A 21,936-nucleotide genomic window follows, 5' to 3' on the forward strand; every position below is an offset into this window, starting at 1 on the left:
TGTGGTCTTTTACAAGCTAAAAGGCCACATATTGTATTCTGAAAGGTGTCCTTTTGCATGATGAAAGGATACCTTTCAGAATTTGTTTGAAGTCAACCGAAATGAGAAGTGCACACCATGCGGAAGTCAACTCTAATCAGGAGAAGGCCTGCTTGAAGTCAACCTAAGTCAGGAAAGTACAAAAATATGGTGTAGAAGCGGTGTGTGATGAGTTGAAAAAACAACTCGTCACATCGTATGTCTCTGTATATCAAGTTGATATGTCGAGATGTGACGAGTGACGAGTTTTTTGAAAAAACTTTTTTATGTTTAACCCCTATTTTTCTGTTTGGTCCAAATCAGTCATTAAGTTTCGGCCGTATCGCTGTTTCGTCCTGAACGGATGAAAGCATCGGTTTGCTTGTATAGTTAGACCTTATGCGGCTTAATGGCCGATTGGAAATTAGTTTTAGCGGCCCCGGTCAGCATTGTTCTTGTTGTGATGTTCCTGCCGGGGCGGCCGCCTTAATGCGGCTTCGTCTGCCTTATGCAGCCGTTGTCTTGCACGACATGCATCAGAATGTCATTCTCAGGGCTGCATATACGTTGCGTCCCGGAGCGTTGATGCCAGACGAGAACACGCGGTACTGGGTGTCGAGGATGTTCTCAACGCCGGCCTGCAGCGTCAGACTCTTGTTAAGGTTGTAGCTGCCCTTTACGTTGAGGGTGAACCATGCCGGCATGCCTTCGCCGTCGGTACCTTTTACGGTGGCGTAGTCGATGTTGTCCTCGCCGTCCATGTTGTAGTCGTCAACCGACTTCTTGCCGTTGTAGAGGGCATACATGTCGAAGCGTCCCTTGCCGTCGGCGGTCAGAAATGCTGCTCCCACGCGTCCGTAGATTGGCGGAATGTGGTCGAGCGGCTGCTTCTTTTCGCCGCTCAGAATGCGGCCGTAGGTATAGTTGAACGAGGCATAAAGCTCGGTCTGTCTTGTCGGTGTGGCGGTCAGGCTCGACGAAAAACCCCACAATACGGCCGTCTTGGCGTTGGTGTATGTGTAGACGTCGCACATCTCGCCCTGATATTCCATCTGGCTTTCGCCCATGAATGTGCCGCGCGCCGTGGTTATGGCGTCGAAGTAATAGGTGCCGTATACAACGTTCTCCCATGTCAGCACGTTGTCGATGTGCTTTGTTATGTTGAGGTCAACCGACACGGTCTTCTCCGGTCTGATGTCCTTGTTGGGTATTGTAACGGTGCTTACCTTAGAGTCGAACACCTTTGACGTGTTGTCGATGTTGGGCACGCGGTAAGCAGTCGATGCAGAGAGGGCGATTTTCCATGTCTTTGTGGGCAGCCAGTTCATGCCTATCGCCGCGCTGTATGTAAGGTTGTTCTTGCGCTGACTGTCGCCGCCGAAGAAGGGGAACTCGTCAACGTTGAGCACGCTCGAATAAGTGGTGGCATAGCCGAGGCGCACTCCGTCGTGCATGCTCCACTTCGGACTGATGTTCCACACGTGTGTGGCAAATGCCTCGATGGTGTGCATGCTGTTGCTTCCGTCGGGATAGCGTGTGGTGTTGTATGATGTTTCGCCTGTCAGCACGTTCTCGGTGTTGGCGGTAGACTTGAGGAAGCTCAGCGTTCCGTCTATTCCGAGATGCAGCTTGTGGTTGTCCATGAATTTAATCCAGTCGGTGTTGAGCGACACGATGTTTACGTTCTCCCAGTTGTTGTAAAGCTCCTCCTTCTGGAACTTGCGGTCGTGGCGGCTCTCCTTCACGTTCTGATATGCCACGGCCATGTGCACTCTGTCGGCTCCGAGCTGGTTGCGTCCGTCGTAATGGTAAGCAGCTAGGAGTCGGAACTGCGGTCCGTAGTACCACTCAGCAAACTTGGGGCGCAGCTCGCCGTCCTTCACCTCCGTTACGCTCAGACGGTCGTAGCGGTTGAAGTTGTTGGTGTTAGACAGCTGAAAATTAATCATGTGCTGGCTGTTGGCGTTGGGCTTGTAGAGCAGCTTCTGCATGAAGTCATACTGAAGGTAGCCCGAGCGCTTCTGCAGCTGCGGCTTGTCGTTATACAGCATTATGTCGTTCTTGCCGTCCTGCGGCTGTACGTATATGTTGCTCTCAATGTAGCTGTCGTCGTCTGGCAGGAAGGGGTTGCGCGTTGTTCCGGCACGCAGGTCGCCGAAGTTGCTGAACGTGAACGATGTGAGCGACGCAAACTTCTCTGTTCCGTAGTTGAAGTCAACGTGAGCCGTGCCTTCCTGATTTGCGCTGCCGTATCTCAGCACGGCATGCCCTTCGCTTGTGTGTGTCTGTCCGTCGGCGGCAAGGGTAGGAGAGAGCGTGTTGAAAGTGATGGTTCCGCCAAGGGCGTCAGAGCCGTAATTGAGCGACGACGGTCCGAAAAGCACCTCCATGTTCTTCAGCGCAAACTGGTCAACGGTGAGGCAGTTCTGCAGGTGTCCGCTTCTATATATAAGGTTGTTCATCCTTATGCCGTCGACAACGAGCAGTATTCTCGATGCCTCAAATCCTCTCAGGATAGGGCTTCCGCCGCCCTGCTGGCTCTTCTGCACGAGCACCTGTCCCGTTTCGCTGAGCAGATCGGCTGTCGACTGCCTGTTGGCATAGTCGATAAAGCTCTTCGGCACGCTCACAACGTGCTGCGGAGTGTTGATTTTGCGTGTCTGCTCTCTGTTTACAGACACAACAACCTCCTGCAGGTTGACAGAGCGGAATGTGTTGACGCTGTCGGCCGTGTTTGCCTTAGCCTTTGTCGTGCAGCCTGCAATGATGCACGCAACCGCAATAATAGTCTTCTTCATGTCGGTGATTAATTTCTTAAATTGCTGTTATCCTGTAATATTATAATTGTAAACGCTGTTGCTGTTTTTGCTACTAATGGATTTTATCTTTATGGAGCAATGTTTCAGACAAAATAAAACCGTTATCTGATGTAACGGTCCTATCTGATTAAATAATAATGCTCATTTGTATTGTTAATACTCTTCGTCTTCATCAAAATATGAGTTTCTTGGATCTGATGGAAGCGGGTCCATATTGTCAATACTGCTTCCGCTAAGGATGTTCTCCGACTCTATCTGTAACACTTGAATTGAGGGTGAAACGTATTCTTTTTTCATCTTCATAATTTAAATGTATTTTTGATTCGGGTGCAAAGATACACAATATGTATGCAATAATACAAATGGAACATAATTTTTTTAATGTTTATTATTTAATTTGGCCGGTAATCGTCAATATTTTATGATTTTTATAGTAAAAATATGGGTGAAATGCCTATTAAGCATAATGAAATAATGTTATAAAATCAAGAATCTGTCTTTCCTGTATGCTGCCTTCTTGATATAAGTCAATTCTTTCTATATGTTACGAATGGGTTGTTTTATTTATCAAAATAATAGTTCTATTTTTCAGATATGGCAAAATATTGGTTAATATAGCTTACAAATTGTAAGAATTGATGTTAGTCAATTATTTTGTATTTGTTGACATGATTGTTTAAAAGTTTTTAAAATAGAACAAAAAACGGGAAATTTATTAATTTATGCCAAATATAATCCGAATTATTTTTTAAATTGGCTACAAATGTATAATTTTGCACACACATCAGAGAAACAGATAATAGATTATTTGATGCAAAAACTTATATAAACAGAAATAAAGGTATTATGGTTAGAAAAAGATTGACAGGATTAGTGGCGCTTCTGCTGCCGTTCGTGTTCATGCAGGCACATCTGGGCCGCGAGAAGAACGTTGACGACAAGAAGCGTTCGAAGATGGAACGTGCTGTTTCCACATTACCCGATTCTGCTTATGAACAGGTGAAAAAGGAGGATTTGTTGAATGATGAGGTCTACATCAAGCTTGCGCGCGACGGATGGTTCCCGCAGGAAATAACAAGGATTATGGACCGATACATAAAAACGAATCGTGGAAAGGTGCGCGGTTCGCGCGAGTATGGTATGTATGCCAAGCAGTGGCTTCCTACTTTTGGCCACACGCCGGGCAGCGACTCTATCTATCAGTTTGTGGATACGGCTTATTACGGCGAGACAATGAAGTCGGTTCGTCGCCTTTATTCAAAACAGCTTGAGACATATTATCCCGAAATACCTTATACGCCTGAAGACAGGATGAGGGGTATACGTAATCCCGGCTACTTCCGCCCCGTGCAGCAGAAGCCCTATACGGGCCGTGTGCACTGGATAGTAGTGCATCCTACTGACCCTGATGCCTTGATGGTTATCCCTGACGGAGGCGGAATATTCCGTACGGATAATCTTGGCAAGACATGGGACTGCGTTACGGACAGAATACCCGACCGTGAGTTCCGCAAGATCTGCTCACATTCGGCTATACCCGTAGACCCGGATGACTGGAACCATTTCTTTGCCTTCATGAAGAACGGCAGCAGTAGTGCTGTCTATGAAACTACGGACGGCGGACAGAGCTGGACCAGAGTGCAGGGCGCTACGCATAAGTCGTTTAAGCGCGGCTACGCCTTTAAAGATGCGTCGGGAAAACTGAAGTTTATCGGCGCAATACAGTCTGGCGCGAATTATCTTGGCAGTCAGTTGTGGTACAGCGAGGACAAGGGCGTCAACTGGAAGCAGATTGTGCTGCCGGATAACCTCAAGGAGACACACCCTGAGACAGGAATGAAGGGCTCGTTCTTTCAGAACTTTGCCTTCCATCCTATAAACCGCAACATTATATATATACCGACATCACGCAGTATATATTACTCTGAAGACGGACTTACCCCGAAGAGCGACGGAAGCTTTGACATAAAGCGCATGACGTTCGACGTGTATAATCAGGACGGAACAGAACTGCGTTACAGTCAGGTGAACGAGTTCCCGTTTAAGGCTACAACCCAGAGTTTCCTTGAAGTGAATCCCGACAACCCTTTGCAGATGTGGTTTGCAACAGCGTCGCGTAACGTCAGCTATGGCGTATATTCTGCTGTTTACCGTTCAGACGACGGCGGAAAGACATGGCGCACGCTGCAGGAGCCTATAAATGGTATCGGCAGCGGACTGGCCTTCGGAAACGAGTCGCCATGGGGCTGGCTCGGCGGATTTGGCGTAAACTTTAAGGATCCCCAGTGGCTCTACGGATGCTCAATGAGTTCTGCAATAAGCAGTGACGGCGGACATACGTTCAGAGAGTTCGGATGGGGTAACCGCCTTAAGGCTCTGGCCGACAACGGACAGTACTATACAACTACGAGTGCACGTCATAATGCAGACAACCACTGCATCGTGTCTCATCGCAGCGGACGTGTGTTCCGCGGCTCTGATGCGGGGCTTCTGGTAAAGGATAAGGACATAAACAATCATGAGTGGACTAACATAAACAGCTCGATGGGCAATCAGCTGCACTATTCTATTAAGGTAAACGAGTTTGGCGACCAGACAATGCTTGGCAACACGCAGGATGTGGACGCTCAGACATACCGCTACGGACGCTGGGGCAACTGGCGCGGATATGAGGGTACGGAAGCCTTCCTTAATCCTTATGCCGGAACATGCTATTTCTCAGGAAGCGGAGGCGGAGGCCTTGAAGGCGTATCGCTCAGCTCTTGGTATGAAGGCTATTCGATGGCTGATGTATGTACAGGCTACTGGTATCTGATTCACAATCCGGGAAACAATGCCCAGTCGTTCTTCCGTATAGAGGACTTCGGCCGCAAGACGATAAACCTGTCTGCAAATACAGTGGATGAGACCGGTGCGGGAACAGGTGCGCGTGATTTTGCGATAACACGTGACGGCGACAAGCCTACACTGTTTGTGCTGAACACCAACCACACAATTGTCAAGTCGACAGACAATGGCAATACGTTTGAGACTGTCAAGGTGATCGGTTCTAACGGCTCTAAAGTTCCGGCTAAGTTTACTAATGCCTGGATTGCTGCTGATCCGAATAACAGCAACGTTATATATGTTGCACAGACCGGAAAGGTGCTTAAATATGATCTTACAACAGGAGACAGCGAAAACCTCTCGCAGGGCCTGCCGTCAATTTCGTGTGACGATATATTCTTCCATGAGGGAACAGGAGACCTGTATTTCTTCAGCTCTTCGTCAGGTATATATCTGCGCGACCACAATACTGGCCAATGGTCGTTGTGGCTTAAGGGATATAATCCGCTTTCGGCAAAGCGTCTCGCCTTGAACTATACCACCCAGGAAATGGTGATAGGCGATTACGGACGTGGCGTGTGGGTGGCTGACCTTGAGCATCCGGCTGACCGCTACTTCAAGAATGGCTTTGCGCTGAAAGAACTTTCTAATGTCAACGGACGCCGTACATTCGGAATTGATACAAAGTGGACTATTCCGCTTTACTATGACTATACATGGTATGTAAACGGAACAGACGTGAACAATCCGTATCAGTATTTCACGTCTAACCTGAAGGACGGAGACAGAGTTAAGCTGAAGCTGACCCTGCGCGAGTCGCCGGACGTAACAACAGAGTCGGCTGAATATACAGTCAAGTCGTCTTCGGCAAAGGCAACGGCTGTTGATTACACTCCGAAGCCTGGCCAGGCTCTTTACAGCAACGGTAGCGGCCGTATAGACTTGGGAAATGTTGACTACTTCTTTAATGACTTTACCATAGACTTCTGGATTAATCCGGAGAACGACGGTGTCATTCTGTGTAACCGTCCTGTAGAGCAGCAGCGCGATACGCGCGGATGGGCGTTGCTCCTGGATCAGGGCAAGCTGAAGTTCCGCTATGCGCCAGCACAGCTGTTCGACCGTGCAACATACGACACAAACGAGACTCAGCAGACCGACCTTGTAGGCGGAGCGCTGACTAAGGGACGCTGGTCGCATGTAGCCTTGAGCGAAGACCGTGACGGAAATGTTACATTATATATAAATGGCAGCGAGGTAGCTTCGGCTCCGCGCATAGTGCAGTGGGCTCCGCTCAACAGTGCTGTCAACCTGTCGCTCTTTGCCGACGGATTTGAGAGCATGGCGATGAAGGGAAGTGTAGACGAACTGAAGATATGGAACCGTGCGCTCAACGCGAACGATGTTAAGCGCGCCATGTTCTCTCATGACACATCGGAGGCTGACGCTTTGGTTTACTACAACGACTTCAATGCCGGAGCGCTTGACAAGGAGCATGAGCTCTTCTCGCGTGCAGGAATGGCTCCGCGTACTCAGGCCGTTACTTCTTATGTGAAGATGCCAGTGGCTGTAGGTGCAGTCAAGTCAGAGGTGAAGACTCCTCAGGGACGTACAGCCTATGACACAGGCAACGGTACTGCGATATATCTTACGCCTTCGGGTGATCAGTCGCCTGAATTCGGTGTCTATCGTTATGCAAACCTGCATCCGGACAGCATGGGTGTCAACACTCAGTATTATGTTGCTGCTTCCGAGGTGTTCCAGATACGTCCGTTCTCTGATGCCGGTCAGCTGACTCTTGATATAGAGCTGCCTCTGTCATGGCATAGCGGAAAGCAGTATCAGCTCTATGCCTGCGGCTTGTATGAAGACCAGAAGGTGTGGATGAAAGTGGCCGACATGGAGGCTGGCGAAAGCGGAAAGACGCTTGTTGCCAAAGGCGTGAAAGCTGCCGGACTGGCAGATAAGATGCTCGCCGTGCTTGAGAATAAGGCTGCGGTAGAGCCTTCGCTCGCCGGAAACTGGGAAGGAAACGAAATCGACGTTTATGATCAAAGCGATGTTGCCTATGATGTAAATGCGCGCCTTGTAGGCGGAATGAATGAGCCTGAAGGAATTTATGAAATCAGCTCGAGAACAGGACTGTTCAAGGTTGCTGATAACATGAAGTTTGTCAACGGCAAGGCTGTGGCAAAGTTGCAGCTTGACGTAGAAATGCTGAAAGGTAGCAAGACACTTAAGGATACCATCGAAAGCAAGAACGGTACAATGGTGCCGCTGGTGATCACTGTAAACAACAAGATGCTGCCACAGGATCCGGGTAAGGCCATGACATTTACAAGTGGCGGAGCTGCTGTGCAGTCGTCTCAGATAAGCGGAAGTCTTAACGGACTCAACAATGTCACCATGATGGGATGGGTGCGTGTGGACAACGAGGATATGCTCAAGAGCGTTAAGCCTCTGATATTCTTCCGCGGCAGCAACGGTGGAGTTTGCGGAATACATATTGCAGACAAGAATCTGCGTTTCCACTGGAATGACGGATATTACGGATGGTCTACCACACATTATTTCAAGTCTACGGATGTAGGCCGCTGGATGCATGTGGCACTTGTGGCAGCTTCAGACGGATTCCATGTATATCTTAACGGAGCAGAGTATTTCCGTTCGACAGGCGTGCCTACTGCCAAGATAAATTCGGCATTGCTTCTTGGACAGAATTATCAGGGCGACAAGTGGTTTAAGGGTGCAATAGACCAGGTGATGCTGTGGAGCCGTGCGCTCTCGTCTGACGAGATACGCAAGTATATGCTGAACAATCCGCGTCTTGACGAGCCGGGTTTGGTGTCGTTCATCGATATGGATCATACGAACGAGGACGGAAAAGTTTATGATGTTGTTACGGGCACTCAGCTCACTCTGTATGGAACAACGTCTAACGAAGACTTCTCTCACATGCCATATCACCCCACTGCTACGTTCAGCCAGAACAGTCAGGATACAGAGGCAGGTCAGGCCGTTCATGTGGCAGCTCCGCAGGGAGTAAGCGCAAGCTTCGGCATTGGCGTGATGAACGGAACACCTTATAACTATGCAAATGCTGACCATGCAGAGCTTACGCCGCTGAGCAACTCGTTCTATACGTTGACCATGAGCAAGGCGTCGGTGTTCTCATCAGGCCAGAAGGCAACAGTAAGCTTCGCAATGCAGCAGGCTGAATCGGCACCGGCGGTTACGTTGGCTCTGCGTCCGATAGGATCTACAGAACCATTCTCAACGTTTGTTCCGATGTCGAGTCAGGATAACGGCAGAATGAAGTTTGAGGTTGACGGCACAACTCTTAATGACGGATGTGAGATGATGCTGATGTACGACGGTGCTGCGGGTGAATATCCTGTAAAGGTAAATCTGTCGGTTGACGGTCATGCTGACGGCGACACTATAATTATAAGCGACGTAAACAACAAGATAACTGTAAAGAGCCGCGTGATAAGCAAGAATCCGACAAGCAAGGTGCAGGTGTCTGTAGTTGAGTCAGAATATGCTTCTGCAAACATATCAGAGCTCGACCTTAACGGTCCGGCAGAACAGGATATCATTGTGACGATTAATCGTGACAACCTTAACAGTCTGGCTGTTAATCCTGTTACGATAAAGCTTTCGGGAGTTACCGACAATAGCGAACTTAAGCTCAACGTTGCGCTCGAGCCTATTGTAGAGCTGTCGCTGGCTGACAATGAAGACGGAGCTAATGTGATAGAGGCTACATCGCCATACGTGTCGTTTGGCGTAAAGGCTAAGCTGTTGCAGGGTGTGCTCAGCGACGGCGTTAAGATAAAGATTGACTCTGACGGAGGTGCGGAGGGTATCGTGAATACCTCTCTCGGCAGCTTGCTCAGCAACGGCAACGCAGCTTATGCAGATATGCTTGAATATTATCCGAGCGAGAGCGAGTTTGACGCAGGATGGAACCTCATTGGTAATCCGTATCTGTCTAACATAAACCTTACGAAGGAGCATAATGTCGTGCTGAATGAGGATGAGGTGGTGAAATATCTTTACCAGTATAATCCTGAGAGCGACACATATACAGCCTGGGATATGGTTGAGAACTATGACGAGACTCAGAAGCTGATGCCGTTCCAGCCGTTCTTCGTGCAGACACGTCAGGCGGGTGCAAGTCTTGTGATAACACCAGAGGCTAAGAATACGAGCATAAGCCGCCGCGTGTTCGACCATTACATGCTGCATGAAAGCAAGATGCTGCGTATCGGTCTCTATGAAGGCGACTCAGACAAGCTGGCCGACCGCACGGAGGTGAAGCTGCAGGATGAAACTTCTGCCGGATTTGTTCTCGGTGAGGATGCCGTGAAGATGTGGGGAGGACTCAACTCTAAGACCAACGAGATTGCCACTGTCTGCGGAAACCGCAACCTGTCGGTAAACGTGCTTCCGGGCAAGAAGGTTGAGATACCGCTTTACTTGCGACTCTCGTCTACAGGAAAGTTCCGTATAGCTGCAATAAAATCTTATGGCTATGGCCTTAACGACAAGGCAGAACTGCTTGACAAGTCAACAGGTCAGAGATGGAGTCTGCTCGACGGCAACGGATATGAATTCGACGTCAATAATGTTGATGAAGCCAAGTCGCGCTTTGCACTCGTGCTTAGTGTACATGAGGAGACCACTGGCGTAGGTCAGGTTGCCGGCGGCAAGCCTTCGGTAAGCATCGACGGAAACACATGCCGCATAGAAGGCCTCTCAGGCAAGTCGGTAATAGAAATGTTCGACACAGCCGGACGCCGATGCGTCTACACGACAACGTCTTCAGACAGCTACTCTAATCAGTTGCCTTCAGGCACATACATCGTGCGTGTGCGCACATCTAACAAGGATTATACAAACAAAATAAACGTAAGATAATGAAAGCAAGATATATAATTGTTTTATTGTTCTCATTGCTCGGCCTGTCTGCACAGGCCCAGAGCATTGAGCTGATAGGACTTGTTCCAAGTGCCGACGGCGGTGTCTCGGGCCGTATGATATTGGCTAAGGTCAATGCCGGAGGCGAGGAAATACAGAATGTTCAGGTAGTGTCCTTCAGTCTGCGTGACGGCAAAAGCACAGTGTCTTCAGACAATATACCATTGTCAGACGGATATTATCTGCTGCCAATACCGGAGACGCTCGACCGTAACTTCACGGTGCCTCTGCTTGACACAACTGACAGATATGCATATCGTGCTAAATTTATCACTGCAACCGGAGCACAGTATCTTTCTGAGTTGATAGAGGACAATGGCGTCGAGCGTTTTAAATGGATCGGACAAGATGTCAAGTGGAATGCTGCTACAAGCGGATATGATAATAGAATAAAGTTTGACGAAGGCATTGATGGCGGAAATCCGTTCCCTGTTGACGGTATTAATTTCTATAAGAGTTTCAGCACTCATGCCAACGGCAGCTTCACGTTCAACTTTGCTGAAGACAGTCCGTATTCACGCTTTTTTACGTATTACGGAATACAAGATAATAAGAGCAGCGGCGACATCCGTTTTTCTCTTTCTGTAAACGGTGAAGTAAAGGAGACACAGACAATGTATGCCAAGACCAATCCGGTGAAACCGGCCGATGGTATATATCTGCGTAAGTATGAAGTGCCTATTGACGGACAGACGAATATTGTTATAACAGGTGATGTTATTGATGATAACGCTCAGGATCACATGAACTTCCCGCTTGGACGTGTTTATCTTAAGAAAGATGTAAGAAAAGCTCAGAATGCTACATGGCCTGAAACTGACATATTGGCCTATAACAAGCCGTTTACACATACGCTTGACGCAGGGTTCACTTCTGGCGGCACCGGGCTCTACTATATAACAGCCGGAAGCGAATATGCAACCATAGAGGGAAATGTGCTGAACGTTCATACCATACCGGTGGATAAGTCGGCATATATAGAGGTTACGGCCGTGCAGCCAGGTACAGACGAATATCTTACCTCGCCTATAACTAAGTGCCGCTTCTATGTGCGCAATAATAAGACTGTGGCAAAAGACGGAAAACTTGTCCTGAACGATGGTGACGAGATAGACCAGCTGACAGTGTATGCCGATCCGGAGTCACGCGGACAGGTGGTGGTCGACAAAGGCTTTGTAACGGTTAAGAAGCTTATACTGAAATATACTTTCAAGCCGGGTGAGTGGAACTTTATATCGTTCCCGGCCAACGTGAGCCTTTCAAAGATAAGCGACCTCAACTCATTGGGCTATAGCCTGAATGACTCTAAGAAGGCATTCTATATATGCGAATACAGCACACGCTCGCGTGCAGAGCAGCCCGGCAAGACAGCGTGGGTGAAGATGCAGACAGACAACGTCGTTAAGAACAAAGGCTATATTATGGGTGTGGCCCGTTCGGCTGACAATCCTGACAACAAGCCCGTGGAAGTAACCTTCGTGTTCGAGAATACTACGCTGGGCATGGATGCTTCAAACAATGGCTCTCTCAACGTAGAACTTAACATGATGCAGGTGGAACCCGGTACGGAGATTCCTGTATATGTAAGACCGGACGGTGTGAAGGGAGCGCCGCTGAGGGTGATGGTAAGATTCTCTCCGAAGGACATCACGGAGCTGCCCGTCAACTATGCCAACGCTCTTGAAGAGGCCCGCGTTACGTTCAATCCTAACAATTCGGGCATACGCCTCACTCTGCCCACGCAGGATCCGGCAAAGGTGGTGATCTTCGACAGCAAGGAGCGAGTGGTTAAGGCTGTGAAGTATATTGCACCATATCTTATAGATGTTACCGACATGAAACCGGGCAAATATCAGCTCTATATCCAGTACGGCAACGCCACGGCAACGAAGCCGTTTGAGATTGGTGAGAATAAATAATGACAACAGCATAATTTTATACTATTATTAAACATAACCTAAGAAAAGGAGCGATTGAATAACAAGAATCGCTCCTTTTTTGTATATTTGCATTTCTAAAATAACAACAAAATAATAAAGTTCATGAAGAAATATTATTTGATTTGCGGCCCGATTATGGCATTGGGGATTATGGCTGGCACAGCAGCCGGCGCAGCTATGGATAATATTAAGATCGGAGTGGCTTTAGGAATAGCTGTCGGCGTGGCTTTAAGCACACTTGCAATCCTTTTTGGAACTTGTAGACAAAAATAAGAAGAGATTAAACTCGTGAATTGATGAGGAAACAATGATAGCGGTTCTCTATTTCGCATTACGCCTGAAACAGCTTTGGCGGATTTTAAGGCGACTGGGCGTTGCCGTAAGTCTGCTTTTTGCGGCATTTATGTTTTTGGCTCTTTATGTGCTGATAAAGACAAACTACAGCTGGATTATGCCCGCTGCCGTCATTTTATGCCTGCTATGCTATCATAACGAACGTAAGGACAAAGACTTTCTGTCGCAGCAAGTTAAATGTCCAGCCTTACTCCTCATGGCTGAATATATATTGATAGGTTTGCCGTTTGTTGTGATTGAATGTCTCAGAAGTCATTTTGCCGCTGCCGCAGTCATCATGGCAACTGCCGTTCTTTTGCCTAAGCTAAAAACCATAAAGATGAAGTCTGTGCCCGTCCCCTTGCCTTTTCTCTACAAAGGCGGTCTGGAGTATATCCGCATGTTCCGCATGTATGGCTGGTTTTATCTTCTTTTGCTCATAGTTACAGTCATAGGGGCGCTGCATGCCAATATCCGTATCGGAAAGGTAGCCTTGATTGTATGGGGCATAGTTCAGACAATGTCGTTTGCATCCGTTCCGCAGCGGCAGGAGCTAACCTTTTATCTCAATTATTCAGCTTTTCAGCGGCATCTTGTCTTGTCAAGCGTCTGGAACGCCGTAATAACAGCCGTGCCTTTTGTCGGAATTATACTTTCGTTTTCCTTCAGCGGTGATAATCTGCTGTTTGCTGTTTCCGTAATATCGGGAAGCATATTATATTTGTGCAATATGGGCATGGTGCGCCATATGTCGTTTTCATCAGCATCACTGGCCGTCTATCAGTTGATAGTGCTTATACCCCTGTTTTTCTTTACTTGTTTTATTCCGCTTCTGCTAGTTCCGTTTGTTCTGATAAACGTATTATGCTGTATATTCCTTAAAAACAACTTAAAAAATATATGGAACTGATAAAGATAACAGATTTGTCAAAAAGCTACGGCAAGACAATGGTTTTACATGGATTGTCGGTAGCCTATCAGTCGGGGATGATTTATGGACTTGTCGGTGAGAATGGGGCAGGCAAGACAACGCTGTTTAACTGCATCATGGGACTTACCGGTTATGACGGCAGCATAGACAAGGCGTCAGGCATCTCAATCGGTTATCTGCCGGCCGAGACTCATTTCTATTCGCTGATTACCGGATATGAGTATCTCGATTTTTGCATAAAAGCAAAAGGCAAGAAGATCAACAGAGCAAGGGTGGAAGAAGTGAATAAAATGTTTCAGCTGCCGTTGCATAGGTATGCATCGGAATATTCTACCGGCATGAAAAAGAAGCTGGCGCTTATGGCTCTGCTGTTGCAGGACAACGACTTGTATATACTTGACGAGCCGTTCAACGGTGTCGACTTATACGGCTGTATTCAGCTGAAGAAAATCATACGCTCGCTGAAAGACAAAGGCAAAACCCTGCTGCTGTCCTCACACCAGATAACCATCCTGCGCGAACTGTGCGACAGCATCGACTATCTGAGCCGTCACACCATCGTGAAGAGATACACTGATGAACCGGTGGAAAATATAGAACGGAGCATACTTGCCGACATTCATGGCGGGATGTAGGCTTTGAAATACTTTGTTTAAAATATAAGCAGAACATTATTTACATAAAATAAAAACAGCCAAGTATTGATAACCAAATACTTAGCTGCTTTCTAGTACCCAGAGCCGGTACAAGGCATAGAAATGTTAGAAAATAAAACAAAAGAAAATCCGAAACTGGACAAAATAAACTTTCGGATGGCAGAATCAGCCTTTACTTAGAGTATTATTTAGGTAGAGAGGAAAAGCCCGTATTGGATGAAAACGGTAATCAGGTGTATTACGAAAGCGGTAAGATGCAAGGAAATCCAAAGTTTGCTGTCAAGCACCACAGGCGAAAAGAAAAAGGCTGTTTCTCTTTTCGCCAACATATATGTTTTGCAGCTAACAGAAATAGGTTTAGTTTGGATATATACAAAGCCATAAACTAACCTTATTTGAGAAAGGAAAAAAGGAATAAACTCCACTTTTTCAATAGCAAGTGTCATGACCACTATTCCTTTCTCACACACCTTTTCGCCTATATAAGAATTTATGGCAGCATTCTAGGCGATGGTTTGTGCATTTAAAAAGCCGTAAAACATAGGAATAGAGTCAAGATGTATTTTTATTGTTGTATGTATGTTTATGTTATCTGAATATTCTTTTTTGTTCTTCGGGCAATTGCCTGTCTATCTCGTAGAAAGCTTCCTTTTTGTCTAAGATGTCTTGCACATAATCATGAATGCGTGAGGAACGCTCAAGTGCTTTGGACACAACTCTTGTGATAGTTAATCCGTATGCTTCCATGATGGTCATTTTTGTCTGATTACCATGAATCGGGGCATAAAGAGCGTAGTGTGAGGGAAATTCGTTTGCTTCCACTACATCAATAACTGCAACACGTGTAATCCATGCCGACACATACAGATATGTTAAATCGGGATTGCTTTCGTATTCATCAAGCATGTTGGTGACATTAGCAACGCCATTGGAGATTTTTGTGAGCTCTTTCGCCCCACCAAATATTTTAGAGAACAGTCCCATATTACTGAAATTTAGATAGTACATTACCCATATAGGTTTTTACGTCATGCTCAATTTGACGTATCATTTCGTGTTGGTTTGCAAACTCATTGAACTGCCATTCTAACTTATGTTTTCCAAGAAGTATGCTTTTAGAACTCCATTGTATTGTAACTGTTCCGTAGGTTTGGGCGATGTCAAAATATGTACTCGCAGCGGGATTGGCAGCACCGACACGAATGAATGTACTATTTTCCTGAATAATTCGACAATTCTCATTTTCTGTGAGAAAATAATCAACCAATATCGAATATTTCTTTCTCATGCCACCTTGCTTGGCAACAGCATTTGATTGAGCTTTAGAGTCCAAAATGAACTTAAATGCCACAAAAGCAATAATCGCAATTATTATCCACCCCATAATATACTGTTTTAGAATTGATGTGCAAACTTATCAAGTGTTTCTTCAAGTATTTTGTCGAACTCATTTTTATCCACCTTACCCGACTCATACAATTTATTCATCATCTTGATGTTTTGAATGGTCATTGCTGACAACATCATTTGAAGTTGTGAATCAACGTCGCCACTCTTAACCATATCAACAACCAAATTACCGAATACATATGCCATATCCTCGTTCATCTTTGCTTTCATCTCATGTGTAAAGACGGTGTCTAACAACTGCTCTACCAAAGAGCGGATGTCGCCAGTTGAAACACTTGTCTTAGATTGGCAGTTTTGTGCTTCCTTCAAGTATATTAGCATAAAGTAGCTGACTGTATGGTTTGGAGAAATGTTGAATGTCTTAGCTTCCTTGGGTATCTCATTTTTAAGCTTGGATTCCAACATTTCAAAAGAAACTTCATTGAGAAATTCAGAGAGTTGTGAAATAGTGTCTTCTTTAAGTTTAGAAATTGGTTTTCCGGCATTCTCAGACCAGCGAAGGAATGTGCTCACGACCTCAAAGGCATCCTTATCACTCAAAGAGTCCATGTTCAATCTAGAAGCAGCAACTATGGCTTTTGCTTCGTTTGGTTTTCTGCGCTTAAAACCTTCCCAGTATTGAGCATTGTGACCATCGCCCATAGCGTGGACTGCATCCATGATTTTGTTGTTGATATCATGTTGGCTAAGTGAACTTTGTGTCGTTTTTTTTTGCTCAGCAAGTTTTCTCATTTCCTCATCATGTTTATTACCATTATAATTGATGATGAAGATTACTGCTACAACAATAAGAATAATAATTAGAATTGTCATACGTGTAGTTTTGTTCTATGCCCGATAGCACCTAAACGAGGCTGTTATTTAACGAAGAAGCGTGGTGCTGTATGCCACACTTCTTTATGTACAGGCCCTGAGAAAACCTTCGTGAACAGATGTGTAAATAACAGCCCCACGCATATACGTGGAGACCATCACGACCTCTCTTGTTCACTTTAGAAGTTTCTCAGGCTTCGTACATACAAGAAGAAGACATAACGCCTCTTTTTTCTAACATGTTTTGGATAGAGTTTCCTCAATCCAACTGCAAAAGTAATAAATTTAAATTAGAATACTACAAAAAGGATTGATATTTAACCATCTATAGATGGAGGAGAGTTCTTAAAAACTTAATTTCGCATTCCTTTTCAGTGAATTTATTACTTTATCAACTCTTCCGCTTTCCGTTGCAATAACCTTGCCTTTTCTAACTTCTCAGCCCTTACCCGTGTACGGTATTCAAAATCTTCCACCTCATTGCGGATATTCCTGATGGGGGCATTAGAAATTTAATGGGGATTAATTTTAAGATTCCATAGAAATTGCGATATTTGCAATATGAAAACGAATTAACTGGAAATGTTAGCCCGCATAGTGCTGCCTTCAGAAATACTGGATTATTTTAGCATATCAAGTGTAGAACAGTCTTTGAGTGAGATTCATATTCACCTTGATGAATTAATGAATCCTGAATAAAGTGATGATATTCATTTTGAGTCAAAAGGTTTTATGGATCCTGTCAACGTTACTAATTTTCCAATCCGTGATCATAAGGTCGTATTGGTAATCTGTTGTCGAAGGTGGACAGACCTTCGCACCGGCAAAAGTTTCAGTCTCCCAATTCGTTGGGATGCGCTGCAGGAGAGCAATGAGGAAATGGAGGAATGCAGACTGTCGGGCAAGACCTATGTGCCATTTCGCTTTCCCAATGGAGATACACGATTGGAACTGCTTATAAGAAGCCGTTACCTGCTGTTTAAATCAGCGGACAAATGGACAGAAAGAAAAAAAGAAAGGGCTGGGATCCTATTTGACGAATACCCGGATATTAAGGTCGCATACGGGCTGTCCCACTCACTGAGAATGATATTTTCAAAAAAACACTGTCAAAGATGCCGCAAGGCTCAGTATGGCAAGATGGTACGATAAAGTGGAACGTGCAGGTATGAAGCGGTTTAACGTGATTGCTGCCACCTTTTATGAACATTATGATGAAATATTGAACTTTTATAACAATCGTTCCACAAATGCGGCGGCTGAATCATTCGATGCTAAAATAAAACTCTTCAGAGCTAATCTTCATGGAGTGACGGATAAAAAGTTTTTCCTCTTTAGAATCGCAAAGCTCTACGGATACCCCCATTAAATTTCTACTGCCATGTTGTTGCCCTATAAACTACATTTGCTGTATAAAAACAGCTCAAAATAGCAATAAAAAACTTTTTCATTTGATTCATAATTATATCAATCGGCCCCCATTGATGTTTTAATTAACCACGAAACGTGAAACTGCAATGCCCACGTCTTGTATTTGAGGTCCTGAGAAAATCCTTGTGTATAGATGTAGTAACAGCAGCTCACGCTATAGCGTGAGAACCACTATGCCTTTTCTCATACACTATTTGAAAGTTTCTCAGGTTTTCAAATACGAGTCAAGCATAACGCTTCTTTCTTTTCTAATATGTCTAGGAGAGAGTTTCCTCACTCCGGCTACAAAGGTACAAAATGTATGCAATAAAAGTGCAAAAAACTGGATTTTAACGATATAAATAAAAATAATCCTATTCAATTATATTCTCATATAAAATGGTGTAATCTTGCAAGATTGTTCCTTTTTTGCTCTTACCGCCAATATGTACCTTTTCACCAATCTTTTTAATTTGAGTTTCATAGGTTACAACTAATTTCATTTTCTTATCTACTGCATCGGGCGTTATTGCAACATTAAATCCTAATTGTCCTCCTGTTTGAACAGATGGATACATAACGCCATCAAAAGCATAATCTGTCGTAACCACTTCTGTGAATATTGCAGATATAAGATAATTATAATCGAAACCGTCTTCGTTCTTTTTAGAAAATTCTTTGGCAAAATACTTAGCTGAAATGTCTATATCCTTAGCCGCATCAGGATATTTCATTAGAAAATCTTCATATGCTATTTTAAGTTCTCCAAGCAAAGAATTATCTGCATCGTGAAAATAATCTTTATGTATAACAACTAAGAGATGTATATCCTCAATAACTTCCCATTTCCCGAATGTGATTGTTTGTTCTCCGCTTGTTTCCACACCTTCTCTTATTAAGGAAGAACTTTCGCATGCAGAAATAAATCGGGTATCTATAATGTTTTGCTCTTCTGGAACAATACATCCATAAAACATAGTTCGCATAGGCGTACTCGCTCTTTGGCACTGTTTATTATACTGTTGAGGTTTATATGATAAATCTGAAACCGTTTTTAAGTTTCCATCACAACGTGCCCTTGTGATTGTTTTGCCTGGATGTAACGTAAAAATAATAAATCCGACTTTACCAAACTCACGTATCAATTCTCTTATTTCAAAATAAGGGTATTGGCTTAAGTCTAATGCTTCTAAACGGTTTATAATCGTTTGCTTGTCCATAATATATATCTTTTCATAAGATAGAATTTGCGCCAAAGTAAATGCCGTTTAATAGAATGCTATATGGGAACAAAATGGGAACATTCTTAAAAGATAAAAAGGATAAGTCGTTTATTGCCAACTACTTATCCTTTATCCTTGTACCCAGAGCCGGGGTCGAACCGGCACGGGTTGCCCCACTGGTGTTTGAGACCAGCGCGTCTACCGATTCCGCCATCTGGGCTTCTTTTCGGCTGCAAAGATAAATATAAATTCTGAATTGACAAATTTTTAATTGAAAAAACTTAAAATAATTGGTTATACAGACAATAATGCTTATCTTCGTATTCGTAAAACAATCTGTAAATACAATGAGTGTGAATAAAAACAATTATTGTCTTATTTTGGCCGGCGGCAAAGGACGCCGCCTGTGGCCTTGCAGCCGCGAAGACCGTCCTAAGCAGTTCTTGGATTTCTTTTCGACAGGACGCACGCTTCTTCAGCAGACTTACGACCGCATGGCCGGATTTATTCCTTCTGAAAATATTTATATCAGTACAAACCACATCTATCACGACCTGGTGAGGGAGCAGCTGCCCGAGCTGCCCGAGGAGCATATCCTCAGTGAGCCTATCTTCAGGAACACGGCTCCGAGCGTGGCCTGGGCTACATACCGCATCCTGCATAGGGCCGACCGCGACGCGCGTCTCGTGGTGGTGCCGTCGGACCAGGCTGTGTTCAAGGAGGATGTGTTCAAGACTGACGTTATCAACGGTCTCGACTTTGTCGGCAGCCACGACTGCCTGCTGACAATGGGCGTAAGGCCTACGAGACCTGAGCCCGGCTATGGCTACATACAGACGGGCGAGCCTTCTGAGCGCGACGATGTGTTTAAGGTTAAGTCGTTTACGGAGAAGCCCGACCGCGACTTTGCGCGAATGTTCATGGAGAGCGGCGAGTTTTACTGGAACACAGGGCTGTTTCTTTCTAACGTTAATTATCTCTGCGAGTGTCTTAAGCGCATATTCCCTCCTGTGCTGAGAAAGCTTGAGGCTTCGGGGGCTGAATACAGCATGGAGCGCGAGCTTGAGTTTGTCAGGGAGAACTTTCCGTCGTATCCCAACCTGTCGATAGACTACGGCATACTTGAGCACAACGAGAATGTGTATGTGATGATATGCGACTTCGGCTGGGCCGACCTTGGCATGTGGCACTCTATATATGAGAGCATGAGCAAGGGCGAGGGCGACAACGTGGTTATCGGCTCGCGCGTTATAGCCGACGACAGCCGCAACAACATCATTAAGCTGCCTGACGACCACATGGGCATAATAAACGGGCTCGACGGATATATCGTGGCCGAGAAGGGCAACGTGCTGCTTATATGCAAGAAGGAGGATTCGTCAGCGCTTATACGCAAGTATATCAATGAGGTGCAGGTAAAGTATGGCGACGAGTTTATTTAGTCCTGCCGCCTATTATGTATAAAAAGAGTGAGGAGCGCCCGGCTTTGTTTGTGCCTGACGCTCCTCACTCTTTTTTTCTTGTGCCGCCTTCGTGGCTTCATGCTTCTGCCGTATTACTCGCAGAAAGCGGCATATATCTTGTCTGCAGCTTCTTTAAACTCCTGCTCTGTAAGTTTCAGCTTGGGGTTAGAGAAGAGCATGTCTTTCTCTGTCTGCATGGGCACGAGGTGTATGTGTGCGTGTGCCACTTCGAGTCCGAGCACGGCCATGCCCACCTTGCGGCACGGGAAGGCCTTCTTTATAGCCACGGCCACTTTCTTTGCAAACACCATCATTTCGGCTATCTCGTCGTCGTTGAGGTCGAAGAAGTAGTCAACCTCGCGGCGCGGTATCACCAGCGTATGTCCCTTTGCAAGCGGGTTGATGTCGAGAAATGCGTAGAACTTGTCGTTTTCGGCGCATTTGTAGCTGGGTATTTCGCCTGCAGCTATTTTTGAGAAAATATCCATGATGTTATGTTTTTATATTATTGTATGTAAGGTCCTTAGGGCTTATGGATGTCGTGTGTGATGAGGCTTCAGTGTCAGGAGTCTTCGGCTTGCCTGCCTTAAAGCCTCATGACAGCTGTATCTCATGAGCTTTATTCTACGGTAATCTTTTCTATGCGCAGCTTTATGGTTCCGCGTGGTATCTTTATTTCAACCTCGTCGCCTACCTTCTTGTTGAGCAGTCCCTGTGCAATAGGTGTTTTTATCGAGATTTTGCCTTCGCGCAGGTTTGCCTCGCTCTCGCTCACGATGGTGTAGCTCATCTTGGCGTTGTTTGCCAGGTTGGTCATTTCCACTTTTGACAGAATCTGCACGCAGTCTGTGCTCAGGCGCGATGTGTCAACAATTTTGGCTTCAGAGATAGCAAGCTTAATCCTGTTGATCTTGTCTTCAAGATGTGCCTGTGCCTCCTTAGCTGCATCATATTCTGAATTTTCGCTCAGGTCGCCTTTGTCTCTGGCCTCTGCAATTGCCGCTGACGCCTTGGGACGTTCGACACTTTCCAAATGTTTTAGTTCGGCCACTAACTTGTCGTAGCCTTCTTGTGACATGTAAGCCATAATTTATTGGTTTTAAAGATTATT

Annotated in this window: 14 protein-coding genes, 1 tRNA gene and 2 pseudogenes; 8 read left to right on the forward strand and 9 right to left on the reverse strand. The window is 45.5% G+C overall.

Translation table 11 applies throughout. The features are described from left to right. Positions 1-554 precede the first annotated feature (554 nt). Both ACZMIG_RS04685 and ACZMIG_RS04690 read right to left on the reverse strand, forming a co-directional pair. Entirely contained in the window at positions 555-2,816 is a 2,262-nt protein-coding gene (locus ACZMIG_RS04685; RefSeq protein WP_487889157.1) for a TonB-dependent receptor plug domain-containing protein, read from the reverse strand. A gap of 174 nt (positions 2,817-2,990) precedes the next feature. Next, the gene (locus tag ACZMIG_RS04690) at positions 2,991-3,140 is read right to left on the reverse strand and encodes a hypothetical protein (RefSeq protein WP_487889158.1); all 150 of its coding nucleotides are present in this window, start codon (positions 3,138-3,140) and stop codon (positions 2,991-2,993) included. A 543-nt stretch (positions 3,141-3,683) separates the two neighbouring features. On the opposite strand from ACZMIG_RS04690, the gene ACZMIG_RS04695 reads away from it, so the two are divergent. The 6 genes and pseudogenes from ACZMIG_RS04695 to ACZMIG_RS04720 form a co-directional block, all read left to right on the forward strand. Next, a complete protein-coding gene (locus ACZMIG_RS04695) occupies positions 3,684-10,586 on the forward strand; it encodes a LamG-like jellyroll fold domain-containing protein (protein WP_418874499.1) in 6,903 nt (2,300 codons plus the stop codon). Beyond that, positions 10,586-12,565 (forward strand): NPCBM/NEW2 domain-containing protein, encoded by a 1,980-nt coding sequence (locus ACZMIG_RS04700; RefSeq protein WP_487889159.1) that lies wholly within the window; start codon positions 10,586-10,588, stop codon positions 12,563-12,565. Before ACZMIG_RS04695 ends, ACZMIG_RS04700 begins: the two co-directional genes overlap by 1 nt. A gap of 123 nt (positions 12,566-12,688) precedes the next feature. Beyond that, positions 12,689-12,859 (forward strand): glycine zipper domain-containing protein, encoded by a 171-nt coding sequence (locus ACZMIG_RS04705; protein WP_021854053.1) that lies wholly within the window; start codon positions 12,689-12,691, stop codon positions 12,857-12,859. Between the two features lie 34 nt (positions 12,860-12,893). Then, positions 12,894-13,829 carry a hypothetical protein gene (locus ACZMIG_RS04710; protein WP_487889160.1) on the forward strand — a complete coding sequence of 312 codons (936 nt, stop codon included), beginning with the start codon at positions 12,894-12,896 and terminating at the stop codon, positions 13,827-13,829. Then, on the forward strand, positions 13,820-14,485 hold the full coding sequence (locus tag ACZMIG_RS04715) for an ABC transporter ATP-binding protein (protein WP_302698125.1): 666 nt from the start codon (positions 13,820-13,822) through the stop codon (positions 14,483-14,485). Before ACZMIG_RS04710 ends, ACZMIG_RS04715 begins: the two co-directional genes overlap by 10 nt. A 117-nt stretch (positions 14,486-14,602) precedes the next feature. Then, positions 14,603-14,808: pseudogene (locus ACZMIG_RS04720) on the forward strand (site-specific integrase); the annotation flags it as partial. A 286-nt stretch (positions 14,809-15,094) separates the two neighbouring features. Here ACZMIG_RS04720 and ACZMIG_RS04725 read toward each other — a convergent pair. The 3 genes from ACZMIG_RS04725 to ACZMIG_RS04735 are packed head-to-tail and all read right to left on the reverse strand — an operon-like array spanning position 15,095 to position 16,729. Then, complete coding sequence (locus ACZMIG_RS04725) at positions 15,095-15,490, reverse strand: hypothetical protein (RefSeq protein WP_302698124.1); 396 nt, start codon at positions 15,488-15,490, stop codon at positions 15,095-15,097. 1 nt (position 15,491) lies between these two features. Then, positions 15,492-15,890: a hypothetical protein gene (locus ACZMIG_RS04730; protein ID WP_302698123.1), complete on the reverse strand. Its 399-nt coding sequence runs from the start codon at positions 15,888-15,890 to the stop codon at positions 15,492-15,494. A gap of 11 nt (positions 15,891-15,901) precedes the next feature. Then, the gene (locus ACZMIG_RS04735) at positions 15,902-16,729 is read right to left on the reverse strand and encodes a hypothetical protein (RefSeq protein WP_302698122.1); all 828 of its coding nucleotides are present in this window, start codon (positions 16,727-16,729) and stop codon (positions 15,902-15,904) included. An 846-nt stretch (positions 16,730-17,575) separates the two neighbouring features. Here ACZMIG_RS04735 and ACZMIG_RS04740 point away from each other — a divergent pair. Further along, positions 17,576-18,098: pseudogene (locus tag ACZMIG_RS04740) on the forward strand (ISAon1 family transposase); the annotation flags it as partial. 415 nt (positions 18,099-18,513) lie between these two features. Here ACZMIG_RS04740 and ACZMIG_RS04745 read toward each other — a convergent pair. After that, the gene (locus ACZMIG_RS04745; RefSeq protein WP_418874504.1) at positions 18,514-19,359 is read right to left on the reverse strand and encodes a hypothetical protein; all 846 of its coding nucleotides are present in this window, start codon (positions 19,357-19,359) and stop codon (positions 18,514-18,516) included. A 141-nt stretch (positions 19,360-19,500) separates the two neighbouring features. Next, positions 19,501-19,582: transfer RNA gene (locus ACZMIG_RS04750), tRNA-Leu, on the reverse strand. Between the two features lie 127 nt (positions 19,583-19,709). Between ACZMIG_RS04750 and ACZMIG_RS04755 the strand changes: the two genes are divergently transcribed. Continuing rightward, positions 19,710-20,804, forward strand: a complete 1,095-nt coding sequence (locus ACZMIG_RS04755) for a mannose-1-phosphate guanylyltransferase (RefSeq protein WP_053398255.1) — start codon at positions 19,710-19,712, stop codon at positions 20,802-20,804. A gap of 113 nt (positions 20,805-20,917) precedes the next feature. Here ACZMIG_RS04755 and ACZMIG_RS04760 read toward each other — a convergent pair whose 3' ends face one another. Beyond that, positions 20,918-21,316, reverse strand: coding sequence for an HIT family protein (locus tag ACZMIG_RS04760; protein WP_125104994.1), 399 nt, complete (start codon positions 21,314-21,316; stop codon positions 20,918-20,920). 128 nt (positions 21,317-21,444) lie between these two features. Further along, positions 21,445-21,912 carry a transcription elongation factor GreA gene (greA, locus tag ACZMIG_RS04765; protein ID WP_021854048.1) on the reverse strand — a complete coding sequence of 156 codons (468 nt, stop codon included), beginning with the start codon at positions 21,910-21,912 and terminating at the stop codon, positions 21,445-21,447. Positions 21,913-21,936 lie beyond the last annotated feature (24 nt).

It is taken from the genome of Xylanibacter sp. (assembly GCF_057607445.1).